Here is a 13,195-nt window from a genome sequence, read left to right on the forward strand (position 1 = left end):
GGCCCGTTTACCGCAACCATCTACAGGGGCATGGAGTCTGCTGAGTAGAGCCGCGCGATCAGCGGTCAGCCAGCAGGGGAGGCACCAACGTGATGGTAAGAACGCACGGCCCATGGGATACCCGGGAGGAACCGCCACCCACGGTCGCGGAGGGCGTGGGTGGCGTGGACAACGTGGGTGACAGCTTCGAGGAATTCTACGCCGCCACTTTCCAGCCGTTGATGCTCCAGTTGTACGCATACACCGCCGACATCGACCAAGCCCGCGACGCAGTCCAGGAGGCATTCAGCCGGGCCTGGCCCCGCTGGAACAAACTGGTCCACTACGACCACCCGGCAGCCTGGATCCGCACCGTCGCGATGAATGTCGCCCGCAGCCGCTGGCGTCGGCTCCGCGCCGCCCGGGCCCACGCCCGCTTCCGCCATGAGGACGTCACCGAAGGACCAAGCCCAGACCGGGTAGCCCTGGCCCGCGCCCTCGCCACCCTGCCCGAAAATCAGCGGCGAGCAGTCGTGCTCTTCCACATAGCCGACCTCAGCATCACCGAGATCGCCGAGCAAGAAGGAGCCGCTACCGGCACCGTCAAGTCCTGGCTACACCGAGGCCGCGCCGCACTAGCCACCGCACTCTCCGACTCGGGGACGGAGGAAACCAATGCCTGAGAACGACAACACCCCAAACTTCGACGAACTTTTCACCGCATACACCTCCGGGGGACCACTGGCAGCCCCAGTCGGCGCCGCCGCCGCACAACACGTCGCCCGCCGCCGCCGTACCACCCGGCTGGTCGCCACCGGTGTCCTGGCCGTGGCAGTACTCGCCGCGACCCCAGCAATCGCATCGACCTGGACCGACCAGAACCCACCCGCACTACCGGCGAACACGCCTACGCCGACCCTGACGACTCCGGCGCCGTCCACCTCCCCCACCCCGTCGGCTACGCCCAGCGCCCCAGCACCGGACGGCCAGATCGGGAAGGCAGAGCTCGGCAACGCCACGCTGGAGCTCCCCGCCTGGCCCGATTACCTGACGGAACACTGCCCAGCAGGACGGGTGACGTTTTCCGACGGCACTGCCCAGCTCGCGCCCAACTCGGAGCTCCGGATCGCTATCTCCGAGGTCATCCACGCCGATGTCGATCGAGACGGAGCAAAGGAGACGGCCGCACTGATCGACTGCGGTGGGGTGGAGATGGGGGAATCGCGGGTCCTCGCCTTTGACCGGGACGCCTCCGACACCATCGTGACGATGGGTTTGGTGACCGGGCATACCGGCGACATCGCCTGGATTAACGGGATTCGCGCGAAGGGCACCGCGGTCGACGTGGAGGTCGTGGACACGGCTGGGGAAGGAATCGTGGAGGGGTTCGCGCAGTCGCAGTGGCGCACCTACTCCTGGTCGGGCAAGGGCTTCGTCCAGTCGGGCGGACCGAGCACGTTTCCGCCGAACCCGCGCGTCACCGACCTCTCCATCAGCGGGGATGACGTTCAGCTCGTGCCAGATGGCGCGGACACGGCGTCCGGCACGCTGCGCCTGACCGTCAGCAACCAGGGTCCGCAGCGGGCTACCGACCCCTTTCTGACGGTGGATCTGCCGAGCGAGGTCACGATCACCTCGCCACCCGCGAAGTGCGAGACGTCGAAGACCCCGAGCGGTACGCGCTATCGATGCTGGCTGCCGGCACTGGCGGTGAACGCCGACTCCGTTGTCGACCTCTCGCTGTCCGCGCCTAGATCCATGTTCGATGGTGCGCAGCCCGCTTCGTGGAACGCCACAGTCGTCTGGGGCTTCACCGGAACAGAGACCGGAGACGGCGAAGGCTGGCCCTACCCCGAGCCCGACGGCGCCGAGGACGACAACTCAGCGAACGGGAACCTCCTGCTAGCCCCCTGACCAACACCCGAAAGCCGCCCAGCGACCGCCACATCAGTCGCTGGGCGGCTTCGCCGTTTCCGGTCGCCGCCATGCCGGAAGTAGCCGGGTGGCCGCGCTGCCGGTCAGCGTTGGCGAGTAGCGGCGATGAACGTGCGCCAGGACTCGGGACCGAACGTCAACGCGGGGCCGAGCCGGTCCTTGCTGTCCCGCACCAACACCACCCCGGCAAGATTGTCCGCCACCTCGACGCAGTTGCCGCCGGTGTCCCCAGAGCGGGTTGACGTGCGCCAGTGCGGTTGCACAGCAGTCATGACGTCACCTTCAGCTTTCGAATCATGTCCAGCGAGGCGCTCGTGGACAACGCCTCGCCCAGCACGCTATCCCACTTGCGACTGATGAAACGGACCGTCTCAGGTTCATTGACCACGTGCCCCCGGGCAGCATTTTCCAGATAGAGCGCTTGCTCGCCGTCGGCCAGCTCGACCAACACAAATCCCCCGGATAGGCCGACGTGCTCGCCAACGCTGATTGGCACAACATGCAGCCGGAGTTGTGGCAGCTCGGCCACCTCCAGCAGCCGGTCAAGCTGTACGTCACGCACAGCCCGGCCACCGACCGGTCGGTGAATCGCCATCTCGTCCATCAGGAATACCACCTGCGCCAACGGGGGATCCCGGTACAGCAGTCGCTGGCGCTCCATGCGGATAGCGACCAGCTCGTCTACTGCGGCAGCTTGCTGTAACCCACCAGCGGAGATCACCGCGCGGGCGTACTCCTCTGTCTGGAGCAAGCCCGGCACCAGACACGGTTCAAAGGCGCGCAACCGGGTCGACTGCTGCTCGTAGCCCCGCCACGCCACGAACCAGGAAGGGCCCCGCTCCTGGTCGGCCTCCTTGAGTAGCTCGGCGAGTAGACCACCGGTGTCCAGCACATCATCTGCGGCAACCGCCAACTCCATGGTTGGCCGACGTCGACCAGTCTCGATGGCGGCAATCAAGGACGGGCTCCACCGGATCATCGCCGCCAGCCCTTCTTGAGAAACGTTGGCAGCGGCACGGGCGGCCTTCAGCGCTCGGATCCACATCTCGAACTTCATCGCTCACCTACCAGGTAAGTACGTGACCGCGTTCTGTAGTAAGCACTGGCATCCTCCCCTGCCCCGGCCACCGAGTCCAGGGTGGAAGCTGCGCGGCCCGGCTGGTGGAGGCGATGACCCGGTGGCCGGTCCTGCGTCGGGTCGCCCCGGTCACTCCGGTCGGGGCGGCCCGCTAGCTGGAGGAGGCAGCGATGCTCAGACTGTTCCGACGAAACAGCGCGTTGCGGTGGTACCGCCGCAGGGGCCGGCCGGCGGCATCCAGCCCACGGGGCACGACGGCGTTGGGGCGGGTGCCGGCCCCGCCGCAACAGCCACCAGCGTGGGCCAGCTGGCCCACGCTGGAGTCACCCCGACCGGGCCGAGCTGGCTGGCTGACCCCGGCGCAGACCTGGCGGGCCAACGGTGGCCGCTGGTGAGCAAAGCGCGACCACCAGCGGGCCGCCCAACGACGAGCCGAGCGGCGCCGCACCTGCCGATGCGCCCGCTCTGGCGGTGTCGGGCGTGTGGCGCCCCCTGGCCCTGCCAGCCAACGCGGCTCGCGTTGTTGGTGGAGTACCGGCACGATCGACCGGCGCTCCTCATCTACCTGGGAACGTTGCTGGCGGAGGCAGCATCGCAGCTGGCGCCGCTGCACCGCAATGAGCTGTCGGACGGACTGCGGGAACGCTTCGTCGACTGGGCGCGGGTCGGGGACGGCAGAATGTTCCACGTGAATCATGAGCCGGGCGCCGACATCCACCACACCGACCCGTTCGCCGTTCCCACCGGCCAGCGGTCCCCGGTACGCCGGTTGCGCGGTCGGCTGGCGACGCCGGTGACGCTCTGGACGGCGCCCGGACCGGCCGGGTTGACGGTGTCCTCGACGCTGGTGGCGGAGGGTGAGCCGGACCGGCTACTCGGGTTGGTTGACCCGGAGTCGGAGCTGTGGGCGGCGGCCGAGGTGGCTGGTCGCTTCGCGGTGGCGCCACTCGGCCCGGCACACCGGCAGCTCGCCGACCGGTTCGCCGGGCTCTTCCCGTCGCCGGGCGGCCTCTTCGCCACCGGCGCCTGGACCGACACCGAGTACGGCCCGGTGCCGTCGGACGCCGGTGGCTGGACCGGGTGTCGCCTCGATACCGCTCGGGAGTACGGGTGGGCGCTGCTGGTGGAGGCCACGATCGTCGCCGTCGAGTTGGTCGAGGAGGCGGAGCCGCTGCTGCACTACCGGGGCCGGTACCGCGAGATCACCGGAGGTGGTCGCCGGTCATCGGAGTGAGCCAGGTCGCTCGGCGCAGCCACGGTGCCGTTCGGCGCAGCTGACGACCGGCGCCGATCGCCGCCTTCCGGGTCGGTAGCGAATCCCCTACCGTGCGCGAAACCCCCCGGATATCTGAAGGTGGTGAAGCACGGATGTCCACGGACACACCCGCGTCCGCCCCGGCCGAGTCGGCGGCGGAACGCTATCTGGCCGTACAACGGTCGGCCGAGTTCGCCGGGTTGCGGCGTGCGTTGCGCGGCTTCGTCTTCCCGATGACCGTCGCGTTCTTCCTCTGGTACGCGCTCTACGTGATCCTCTCCGCGTACGCGCGGGACCTCATGGGCACGAAGATCATCGGCAACATCAACGTTGCGCTGGTCTTCGGCCTGCTCCAGTTCGCCTCCACCTTCCTGATCGCCTGGCTCTACTCCCGGTACGCCGCCCGCCGGATCGATCCGGTGGCGGACCGGATCCGCGCGGAGATCGGGGAGGTGACCCATGACCACGGTCCTCGCGGCTGAGGCGGGTGACAGCACCGCCCGAAACCTGACCCTCACGCTCTTTCTCGTCTTCGTGGCGGTGACGCTGGCGATCACGGTGTGGGCCAGCCGGCAGACCAAGACCGCCACCGACTTCTACGCGGGTGGCCGCTCCTTCTCCGGCTTCCAGAACGGCATGGCGATCGGCGGCGACTACATGTCGGCGGCGTCGTTCCTCGGCATCGCCGGCCTGATCGCCCTCTACGGCTACGACGGCTTCCTCTACTCGATCGGCTTCTTGGTCGCCTGGCTGGTGGCGCTGCTGCTCGTCGCCGAGTTGTTGCGCAACTCCGGCCGCTACACGATGGCCGACGTGCTCGCCTTCCGGATGCGGCAGCGTCCGGTGCGGACGGCCGCCGCGGCCTCCACCATCACAGTCTCGATCTTCTATCTGCTTGCCCAGATGGTCGGCGCGGGAGCGCTGGTCGCACTGCTGCTCGGCATCAAGCCGGGTACGACCTTCCTCGGCCTGGACGCGGAGGCCGCCAAGATCGCCACGATCATCATGGTCGGTGCACTGATGGTCACCTACGTGACGGTGGGAGGCATGAAGGGCACCACCTATGTGCAGATCGTCAAGGCGTTCCTCCTGATGGGCGGCGCCGTCGTGATGACGCTGCTGGTGTTGGCGAAGTACAAGTTCAACCTCTCCGACCTGCTCGGGGACGCGGCGGACGCCTCCGGCAAGGGCGCCGCGTTCCTCGAACCGGGGCTGCGGTACGGCGTCGAGACCCCCGGCGACGCCCTGAAAACGTTCTACAGCAAGCTGGATCTACTCTCCCTCGGCGTCGCGCTGGTGCTCGGCACGGCCGGCCTGCCGCACATCCTCATCCGCTTCTACACCGTGCCGACGGCGAAGGCCGCCCGGAAGAGCGTGCTCTGGGCGATCGGCATCATCGGCACCTTCTACCTGCTCACGCTCGCCCTCGGCTTCGGCGCCGCGGCGCTGGTGGGAAGCGAGGCGATCACCGCGCAGGACCGGGCCGGGAACACCGCCGCACCGCAGCTCGCCGAGGCGTTGGGGGTCGACTTCCTCGGCGGAGAACTGGGCGGGGCGACCCTGCTGGCGGTCATCGCGGCGGTCGCCTTCGCGACGATCCTGGCGGTCGTCGCCGGTTTGACCCTGGCCTCCTCGTCCAGCCTGGCGCACGACTTCTACGCCAACGTGGTCAAGAACGGCACCGCATCCGAGCGGCAGGAGGTGGCCGTCGCGCGGATCTCCGCCCTGGTGATCGGCGCGATCTCGATCGTCCTCTCCATCTTCGCGCAGAACCTGAACGTCGCCTTCCTGGTCGCCCTCGCCTTCGCGGTGGCCGCGTCGGGCAACCTGCCGGCGATCCTTTACAGCCTCTTCTGGCGACGGTTCAACACCAACGGCGCGGTCTGGGCCATCTATGGTGGCCTCTTCGCCGCGGTCTTCCTGGTCTTCTTCTCCCCGGTCGTCTCCGGTTCACCGACCGCGATGTTCCCCGACCAGGACTGGCAGTGGTTCCCCCTGTCAAACCCGGGCCTGCTCTCGATCCCGTTCGGCTTCCTCTGCGGCTGGTTCGCAACGGTGATCTCCAAGGAGCGCGACGACCAGCGCTACGCCGAGTTGGAGGTTCGCTCCCTCACCGGTGCGGGGGCACACTGACCGCTCCCGGGTGCGCCGAGCCGGCGATATCTCGGGCGGGCCGGGGGCGGGGCGGCTACGCCCCCGGCCCGCCCCTTCCGCACCGGGCCCGAACCGGACCGCTCGGTAGGGTGGCCGCCATGAAGGTTGTGCAACGCTTCGGCCCCGGTCATCGCATCCTCGTCACCGGTGGGGCGGGTTTCGTCCCCTCTCACCTGGTTGACGCCCTCCTCGCCCGTGGCTGCACGGTCGTGGCGGTGGACAACTTCGTGACCGGCTCCAAAGAGAACGTCGCCCACCTGGCGGAGACGTCGACCTTCACGCTCATCGATGCGGATATCTCTGACGGGCTTCCCGAGCACCACCCCGCCCTCGCCGAACGGTTCGATGCCATCCTGCACATGGCGTCGCCGGCCAGCCCCACCGACTTCGAGAAGCTGCCGGTGGAGATCCTCCGGGTCGGCTCGGTCGCCACCCTGCACCTGCTGGACCGGGCGGTCGCCGACGGCGCCCGTTTCCTGCTGGCCTCCACCTCCGAGGCGTACGGGGACCCGTTGGAGCACCCCCAGCGGGAGACGTACTGGGGCAACGTCAACCCGATCGGGATTCGGAGTGTCTACGACGAGTCGAAGCGGTTCGGCGAGGCGGCGACGATGGCGTACCACCGGAGCCGGGGGGCGGACGTCGCCATTGTGCGAATCTTCAACACCTACGGCCCACGGATGCGGCCAGACGACGGCCGGGCGATCCCGACGTTCATCGCCCAGTCTCTGCGCGGCGAGCCAATCACCGTGCACGGCACCGGGGATCAGACGCGCTCCATCTGCTACGTCGATGATCTGGTGCGGGGCATCCTGTTGCTGCTGGATTCGACCGAAACCGGGCCGGTCAACTGCGGGACCGAGCACGAGCTGAGCATGCGTCGACTGGCAGAGTCGATCGTGTCGCTCTGCGAGAGCAGCTCCGAGGTGACCTACGTCACCCGGGCTGCGGATGATCCGAAGATGCGCCGACCGGATCTCACCCGCGCCCGGGAACTCCTCGATTTCGAGCCCGAGGTTACACCCGAGGAGGGCCTGCGCCGCACTATTGCGTACTTCCGCGACCGGCTCGGGTAGCCGCCCACGGCGGCCCGTCGCCGAAATCGGGTGCCGCCGGCTTACAGCATCCCGACGTACCCTGACTCGCATGTCAGCGACCACCGCCGCCGCTTACCCGCTCCCGCACCTGAGTCGCAGCACCGGGCGGGCACGGGTGGGCGGCCCCACCACCGGACATGCCCGCCCCACGCCGACAGGCTGGAACCCCGCGCCGGTCGGACCGACCGGCGGTGGGCCAGGCGGACCCGGTGGGCCAGGCGGTCCGGGTGGGCCAGGCGGTCCGGGTGGGCCGGGTGGCCGCTCCGGCCCGGGCCGACCAGGGCGGCGTGGCCCACGCCCTCGCTGGGGCCGGATCGCGCTGGTGGCCGGAGTCGCCGTACTGGTGTTCGCGCTACTCGCCGCCACCGGGGCCTGGGTCTACGCCCGCGGCCTCGACAATGACCTCGCCCGGACCAATCCGTTCCCGGCGGGGGAAGCCCAGGACCGACCGGTCAAGACGGTTGATGGCGCACTGAACATCCTCCTCGTCGGCACGGACTCCCGGGATCCGGACGCGCCGATGGATCAACGCGGCGAGTGGCGCGCCGACACGATCATGGTGATGCACATTCCCAGCAACCACCAGGAGGCATACCTGGTGTCGATCCCCCGTGACCTGTACGTGCCGATCCCGGAGAGCGCGAACGCCGACTGCGACTCGGGGCAGCGCCGAAAGATCAACTCTGCTTTCGCCTTCGGGGGCCTCCCCTTGGCGGTCCGCACCGTGGAGTGCTTCACCGATGTCCGCCTCGACCATGTCATGGCGATCGACTTCGGCGGGTTCGAAGAGGTCACGGATGCCCTTGACGGCGTTGATCTCACGGTGGAGAAGACGATCACCTCGATCCACAAGCCCTACCGGACCTTCACCGAGGGCGTCAACCACATGGACGGCGCCGAGGCGCTGGACTGGGTCCGGCAGCGCAAGCAGTTCGCCCGGGGCGACTTCGACCGGATGCGGCACCAGCAGGAGTTCCTCCGCGCGCTGATGAACAAGGCGGCCAGCACCGGGACCCTCACCAACCCGATCAAGATGAACGACTTCCTCAAAGCCGTGACCGCCGCGGTCACCGTTGACGAGGGCTTCTCCCTCATCGACATGACCCTTCAGTTCCGCAACCTGCGCGGGGAGAACCTGACCTTCGTGACCAGCCCGCACAACGGCAGCCAGACCATCAACGGCGAATCGGTCGTGGTCTCCGACCGGGAGCAGGCGCTCGCGATGTACCAGGCGATCTCCGCGGACAGGATGGCCGACTGGGTCGCGGCGAACGACAGCGACGGCGGCAGCTGATCCCCCGCCGGACGACGCCGCCGGCGTCGAACTGTCGGGTCCCGTGGGCCCGCCAGTTCGACGCCGACCAGGTTGGGAACCGGCGAACGGACCCGCCGGTGGCCTGACGGACCGTAGCCTGACGTGAGAATTATTCACAGACGGTGGCGGGGAGGAAACACGTCCAGGTCGAAGGGCGGACAGGAGCGGGCCGACGCGGGCGTCCGGCGCGGACGGCCACGTTGGGCCCGCCTCCTACTCGGCATCGGCCTCGCGCTGGTACTCCTGGCCGGTCTTGCCGCGGTCGGCCTCTACCGGCTCGCCCAGCGGTACGACCAGGCTGTGGCCCGGGAAGAACTGCTCGACCCGGACGCCCGGCGGAGCCGGACAGATCTGGACGGTCCACTGAACTTCCTGCTCATCGGCACCGACCGCTGGCGCAGCAGCACCACCGCCGACCGAAGATCGGACACCATCCTCATCGTGCACGTGCCGGCGGGCGGGCGTGAGGCGTTCCTGATGTCCGTACCCCGAGACCTTCTGGTCACCATCCCCGCCACCCCTGGCTTCGGTGGCGGGGAAGACAAGATCAACGCCGCGTACCAACACGGTGGTGGCGGAAAGTCCGGCACCCAACTGCTCTCCGCCACCCTCGCTCAGCTCACCGGCATCCGCTTCGACGGCGCAGCAAAGATCGACTTCTCCGGCTTCCGCGATGTCATCGACCACCTCGGCGGCGTACGCCTGTGCGTTGACACCGAATTCCGCTCGATCCACACCGACCGGGTCTTCACCCCCGGCTGCCAGGAGATGGACGGCGGCACCGCGCTGGACTTCGCCCGCCAGCGTTACGACCTGCCCAACGGCGACTACGACCGGCAGACCCACCAACAGCAGCTACTCCGGGCGATACTGCAGCGCGCCTCCGAGACCTCGATCCGCACCAACCCGGTCCGCCTGGACCAGGTGATCCGAGCGGTCGGCAACTCGCTGACCGTGGACACCAACGGCGTACCCCTGGCGGAGCTGGTTCTCGCGCTGCGGGACCTGCCGGCGGACGCCCTCCGCGGGATCCGGCTGCCGTCCTACCCGCAGACCATCGACCAGGTCTCCTACATCGTCCTCCAGGAAGACAGCGGCGACCTCTTCACCGCCGTCCAGAACCAACGGGTGCCGCAGTGGGCCCAGGCCAATCCCCGGTGGGTCACCCAGCTCTGACCAAGCGGCAACACCCACCCGGAGAGCGCGGCCCCTAAGCTGGAAGCCGTGTTCGGACCCCGCGTACCCACCGTGACCGTAACCGAGATCAACGACGACGTGTACCTACTCGATGTCCGGGAGGACGACGAGTGGCTCGCTGGTCACGCACCCGGCGCCCACCACCTGCCGATGACCCAGCTGCCCACCCGGCTGGTCGACGTGCCCGACAACCGGGAGGTGGCCGTCATCTGCCGATCTGGCGGGCGCTCCGCGCAGGTCGTCACCTATCTCCTGCGCAACGGCTGGGAGCAGGTACGCAACGTCGAAGGCGGGATGGGCGAATGGGCCGCCACCGGACGGCCGGTGGTCGACGGCGACGGACAGCCAGGCCGGGTCCTGTAGCCGCACGCCATGGGCCGCCCCCTGGTCTTCGCCCACCGCGGCTCGTCGTACGACCTTCCGGAACACACGCTGGCCGCGTACCTGCGCGCCCTCGACGAGGGCGCCGACGGGGTGGAGTGCGATGTGCGGTTGACGCGCGACGGGCACCTCGTCTGCGTGCACGACCGTCGCCTGGACCGCACCAGCAACGGACACGGCCCGGTCAGCACGCGGACACTCGCCGAACTGGAACGGCTCGACTTCGGGTCCTGGCACCCGGGCCCCGCGCTGGCCGACGGCGACGAAGGACTGGACGAGTCGTACCTGCGGCTGCTCACCCTGGACCGGCTCCTGGAAGCGATCCGCACCGCCGGCCGGCCGGTCCGGCTGTTGATCGAGACCAAACACCCGTCCCGGTACGGGCGACACGTCGAGCGCCGGCTGGTCACACTGCTCGACCAGCACGGGCTGACCGTGCCGAGGCCCGACCACCCACTCCAGGTCACCGTCATGTCGTTCTCGCTGCTGGCGGTGCGGCGACTCCGTGCGTTGGCCCCCGCGCTGCCCACCGTGCTGCTGTTGGATCGGTTGCCGCGTGGGTTCCGGCCGAGCCGGTTGCCGTTCGGCATCCAGATCGCCGGACCTGGCCTCGCGCTGGTGCGCTCCCACCCCACCCTGGTCCCCGCACTGCGGGCAGCCGGAAACCGGGTGTATGTCTGGACCGTCAACGACCCGAGTGACCTGGATCTGGTGCTGGCCACCGGGGTGGACGGCATCATCACCGATCGGCCGGCCCCGACGCTCACCCGGCTTCACGGCTAAGCGTGGGACCAACGGGCCTGTCCCCGAATCCCGTCGGCGGGCACACTCGGAGCATGCCGAGACGCACGGACTTCTCTGCTCTGATCAACGGCCACACCGCGGTGATCGAGATGATCAACTCTGGTAAGGCCGGCGTGGCGGCACTCAACCAGCTCCTCCGGGTGGTCCAGCAGGCGCTGGGGGCTGCCGGGATGGCCTTCATCGAGTTCGCCCCCACCGGGGGGCGGGTCATCGCCGCCACCGGCACCGTCGAATGGGGTCTCGGCCATCCCCTACCGACAGACGACCCGGACGCCATCTGTCTGCTCTCCGGACCACGGAGCCGCCAGCTCGACACCGACCACCTCACCGGCCGGCTCGGAGCGAAACTCACCGGCCCGGCTCGGTCCCAGATGCTGGTGTCCCGCGCCGAGATCGGTGGGCACACCGTGGGCAGCCTGCACGCCCTCTACCCCGCCACCGAGGAGCGGCCGTGCCCGGACCACCAGTGCGTCATCGCCTACGTCGCCTCCTGCATCGCCCACCTCTACGGCGACCAGCGCGGCCTACCGGTACACGTCGACGGACCGATCGTGGCGGCGCTCGCCGACGGTCTGGCCGTGGTGGACCGCGAGGCCCGCGTCCGACTCTGGAATCCCGCCGCCACCCAGATCACCGGCCATGCGGTCACTGACGTCATCAGCCAGCCCGTGCCGTTCCCCCTCCCCCCGCCAGGGCAGGCGCTCGACCACCGGCTGCCGGATGGTCGCTGGCTGCGGGTCACCTCGGGAGAGCTCCCGGGGCCGGGAACGCTCCGCGTGGTCACCTTCCGGATCGTCACCGACCAGCAGCAGAGCAGCACCGATCACGACCTCTTCGTCGCGGTGACCAGCCACGAGCTGCGCACACCGGTGACCGTCATCAAGGGGTACGCGGACACTCTCACCGATCACTGGGAGGCGCTGAGCGACGCTGACCGGCAGCTGGCCGCCCAAAAGATCGGGCAACGCGCCAACGAGCTGGCCCGCCTCGTCGACCGGCTCCTCTCCTCCACCGCCGAGGCGGGCTCCGGTGGAACGCCGCCCGCCCCGTACGACCTGGCCGACACCCTGCGGGCGGCGGTGGCCGAACTCCCCACCGAGCTGCGGCGTCGCATCACCCTCACCGCGCCGGTCGGCCTGCCCCGGGTGCTCGGTCACCCGGGCAGCCTGGCGACGGTCCTCACCGAGCTGTGCACGAACGCCGGCAAGTACTCGCCTCCCGCCAGCCCGATCACGGTCACCGCCGGTACCGACGGACAGACCGCCTCCATCCGCGTCACCGACCAGGGCAGCGGCATCCGACCAGAGCACGTGGAGCGTGCGTTCGACCAGTACTGGCAGGGCGATTCCGGCGACCGCCACAGCTCTCCCGGAGCCGGGCTCGGCCTCTTCCTCGTCCGCCGCATCGTGGAGCAACAAAACGGACGGGTATCCCTTCGGCCGAAAGCTGGTGGCGGTACGGTCGCAGAGGTACGGCTACCCCATGGGTGATCAAGGGTGGCGGGGTGTGAAGGGGCGAGGGTGTTGACGGAGACTCCCGAACAGACGTGGTGCGTGGTGGTCCCCCACGACGGGGCGGGAGCCCGCCAGGCGCGGCATTGGCTCGCCGACGAACTGGGGACCGCCGTGCCGCCAGCGCTGCTCGCGGATGTCGTGGCGGTCCTCGCGGAGCTGGTCGGCAACGCCGTCCGGCACGCCGACCCACTGCCCAACGGAGTGATCCGGGTGGGGTGGCGGTTGTGCCCCACCCCGACGGGGCCCCGAATCCGGTTACAGGTAACTGACGGTGGAGCCGCCGTCGGACCGCGGATCCGGGCAATCGAGCCCGACGCACCGGATGGCCGGGGCCTGCACATCGTCGCCGGGTTGTCCAGCCGCTGGGGCGTTGACCGGGATGGCCTCGGGCAGCGCGTCTGGGCTGAGTTCGATCCGGCCGGCCAGCACGCGGAGCCGGTCGGCACCGATGCTGTCGACATACCTGATCTGGTGGTCGCCTGACCG

15 protein-coding genes are annotated in these 13,195 nt (G+C 69.2%); 13 read left to right on the forward strand and 2 right to left on the reverse strand.

Going from position 1 to position 13,195, the window contains the following annotated elements:
• Nucleotides 1–89 precede the first annotated feature (89 nt).
• Together AC1UKG_RS17685 and AC1UKG_RS17690 are read left to right on the forward strand one after the other, a co-directional pair.
• The gene (locus tag AC1UKG_RS17685) at nucleotides 90–662 is read left to right on the forward strand and encodes a SigE family RNA polymerase sigma factor (protein WP_026271532.1); all 573 of its coding nucleotides are present in this window, start codon (nucleotides 90–92) and stop codon (nucleotides 660–662) included.
• On the forward strand, nucleotides 655–1,893 hold the full coding sequence (locus AC1UKG_RS17690) for a hypothetical protein (protein ID WP_018745540.1): 1,239 nt from the start codon (nucleotides 655–657) through the stop codon (nucleotides 1,891–1,893). Before AC1UKG_RS17685 ends, AC1UKG_RS17690 begins: the two co-directional genes overlap by 8 nt.
• 104 nt (nucleotides 1,894–1,997) lie before the next feature.
• Here AC1UKG_RS17690 and AC1UKG_RS17695 read toward each other — a convergent pair whose 3' ends face one another.
• Nucleotides 1,998–2,186 carry a DUF397 domain-containing protein gene (locus tag AC1UKG_RS17695; protein WP_018814610.1) on the reverse strand — a complete coding sequence of 63 codons (189 nt, stop codon included), beginning with the start codon at nucleotides 2,184–2,186 and terminating at the stop codon, nucleotides 1,998–2,000.
• The gene (locus AC1UKG_RS17700; protein ID WP_018814609.1) at nucleotides 2,183–2,971 is read right to left on the reverse strand and encodes a Scr1 family TA system antitoxin-like transcriptional regulator; all 789 of its coding nucleotides are present in this window, start codon (nucleotides 2,969–2,971) and stop codon (nucleotides 2,183–2,185) included. Before AC1UKG_RS17700 ends, AC1UKG_RS17695 begins: the two co-directional genes overlap by 4 nt.
• 191 nt (nucleotides 2,972–3,162) lie before the next feature.
• Between AC1UKG_RS17700 and AC1UKG_RS17705 the strand changes: the two genes are divergently transcribed.
• The 11 genes from AC1UKG_RS17705 (at nucleotide 3,163) to AC1UKG_RS17755 (ending at nucleotide 13,192) form a co-directional block, all read left to right on the forward strand.
• The gene (locus tag AC1UKG_RS17705; protein WP_080644708.1) at nucleotides 3,163–3,387 is read left to right on the forward strand and encodes a hypothetical protein; all 225 of its coding nucleotides are present in this window, start codon (nucleotides 3,163–3,165) and stop codon (nucleotides 3,385–3,387) included.
• Nucleotides 3,388–3,518: 131 nt separating this feature from the next.
• On the forward strand, nucleotides 3,519–4,226 hold the full coding sequence (locus tag AC1UKG_RS17710; RefSeq protein WP_018814608.1) for a flavin reductase family protein: 708 nt from the start codon (nucleotides 3,519–3,521) through the stop codon (nucleotides 4,224–4,226).
• 134 nt (nucleotides 4,227–4,360) lie between these two features.
• Nucleotides 4,361–4,729, forward strand: a complete 369-nt coding sequence (locus tag AC1UKG_RS17715) for a DUF485 domain-containing protein (protein ID WP_018745544.1) — start codon at nucleotides 4,361–4,363, stop codon at nucleotides 4,727–4,729.
• Nucleotides 4,707–6,380 (forward strand): sodium/solute symporter, encoded by a 1,674-nt coding sequence (locus tag AC1UKG_RS17720; RefSeq protein WP_018745545.1) that lies wholly within the window; start codon nucleotides 4,707–4,709, stop codon nucleotides 6,378–6,380. The genes AC1UKG_RS17715 and AC1UKG_RS17720 overlap by 23 nt, the downstream gene beginning before the upstream one ends.
• A gap of 119 nt (nucleotides 6,381–6,499) precedes the next feature.
• Complete coding sequence (locus tag AC1UKG_RS17725; protein WP_482642830.1) at nucleotides 6,500–7,477, forward strand: NAD-dependent epimerase/dehydratase family protein; 978 nt, start codon at nucleotides 6,500–6,502, stop codon at nucleotides 7,475–7,477.
• Nucleotides 7,478–7,547: 70 nt separating this feature from the next.
• Nucleotides 7,548–8,792, forward strand: coding sequence for an LCP family protein (locus AC1UKG_RS17730; protein WP_482642829.1), 1,245 nt, complete (start codon nucleotides 7,548–7,550; stop codon nucleotides 8,790–8,792).
• A 123-nt stretch (nucleotides 8,793–8,915) separates the two neighbouring features.
• Nucleotides 8,916–9,989: an LCP family protein gene (locus AC1UKG_RS17735; RefSeq protein WP_018745548.1), complete on the forward strand. Its 1,074-nt coding sequence runs from the start codon at nucleotides 8,916–8,918 to the stop codon at nucleotides 9,987–9,989.
• A gap of 48 nt (nucleotides 9,990–10,037) precedes the next feature.
• Nucleotides 10,038–10,373: a rhodanese-like domain-containing protein gene (locus tag AC1UKG_RS17740; protein ID WP_018745549.1), complete on the forward strand. Its 336-nt coding sequence runs from the start codon at nucleotides 10,038–10,040 to the stop codon at nucleotides 10,371–10,373.
• A gap of 9 nt (nucleotides 10,374–10,382) precedes the next feature.
• A complete protein-coding gene (locus AC1UKG_RS17745) occupies nucleotides 10,383–11,174 on the forward strand; it encodes a glycerophosphodiester phosphodiesterase family protein (RefSeq protein ID WP_018745550.1) in 792 nt (263 codons plus the stop codon).
• Between the two features lie 53 nt (nucleotides 11,175–11,227).
• Nucleotides 11,228–12,685, forward strand: coding sequence for a PAS domain-containing sensor histidine kinase (locus tag AC1UKG_RS17750; RefSeq protein WP_018745551.1), 1,458 nt, complete (start codon nucleotides 11,228–11,230; stop codon nucleotides 12,683–12,685).
• A 63-nt stretch (nucleotides 12,686–12,748) separates the two neighbouring features.
• Nucleotides 12,749–13,192, forward strand: a complete 444-nt coding sequence (locus tag AC1UKG_RS17755; protein WP_018745552.1) for an ATP-binding protein — start codon at nucleotides 12,749–12,751, stop codon at nucleotides 13,190–13,192.
• Nucleotides 13,193–13,195 lie beyond the last annotated feature (3 nt).

Source organism: Salinispora sp. CH2A1_6, from assembly GCF_056820975.1.

What these genes read in the sequence shown, in the direction of transcription:
- AC1UKG_RS17700 (WP_018814609.1), bottom strand. Translation starts at nt 2,971, where the DNA reads ATGAAGTTCGAGATGTGGATCCGAGCGCTGAAGGCCGCCCGTGCCGCT.
- AC1UKG_RS17745 (WP_018745550.1), top strand. Translation starts at nt 10,383, where the DNA reads ATGGGCCGCCCCCTGGTCTTCGCCCACCGCGGCTCGTCGTACGACCTT.
- AC1UKG_RS17695 (WP_018814610.1), bottom strand. Translation starts at nt 2,186, where the DNA reads ATGACTGCTGTGCAACCGCACTGGCGCACGTCAACCCGCTCTGGGGAC.
- AC1UKG_RS17715 (WP_018745544.1), top strand. Translation starts at nt 4,361, where the DNA reads ATGTCCACGGACACACCCGCGTCCGCCCCGGCCGAGTCGGCGGCGGAA.
- AC1UKG_RS17750 (WP_018745551.1), top strand. Translation starts at nt 11,228, where the DNA reads ATGCCGAGACGCACGGACTTCTCTGCTCTGATCAACGGCCACACCGCG.
- AC1UKG_RS17690 (WP_018745540.1), top strand. Translation starts at nt 655, where the DNA reads ATGCCTGAGAACGACAACACCCCAAACTTCGACGAACTTTTCACCGCA.
- AC1UKG_RS17725 (WP_482642830.1), top strand. Translation starts at nt 6,500, where the DNA reads ATGAAGGTTGTGCAACGCTTCGGCCCCGGTCATCGCATCCTCGTCACC.
- AC1UKG_RS17730 (WP_482642829.1), top strand. Translation starts at nt 7,548, where the DNA reads ATGTCAGCGACCACCGCCGCCGCTTACCCGCTCCCGCACCTGAGTCGC.
- AC1UKG_RS17720 (WP_018745545.1), top strand. Translation starts at nt 4,707, where the DNA reads ATGACCACGGTCCTCGCGGCTGAGGCGGGTGACAGCACCGCCCGAAAC.
- AC1UKG_RS17705 (WP_080644708.1), top strand. Translation starts at nt 3,163, where the DNA reads ATGCTCAGACTGTTCCGACGAAACAGCGCGTTGCGGTGGTACCGCCGC.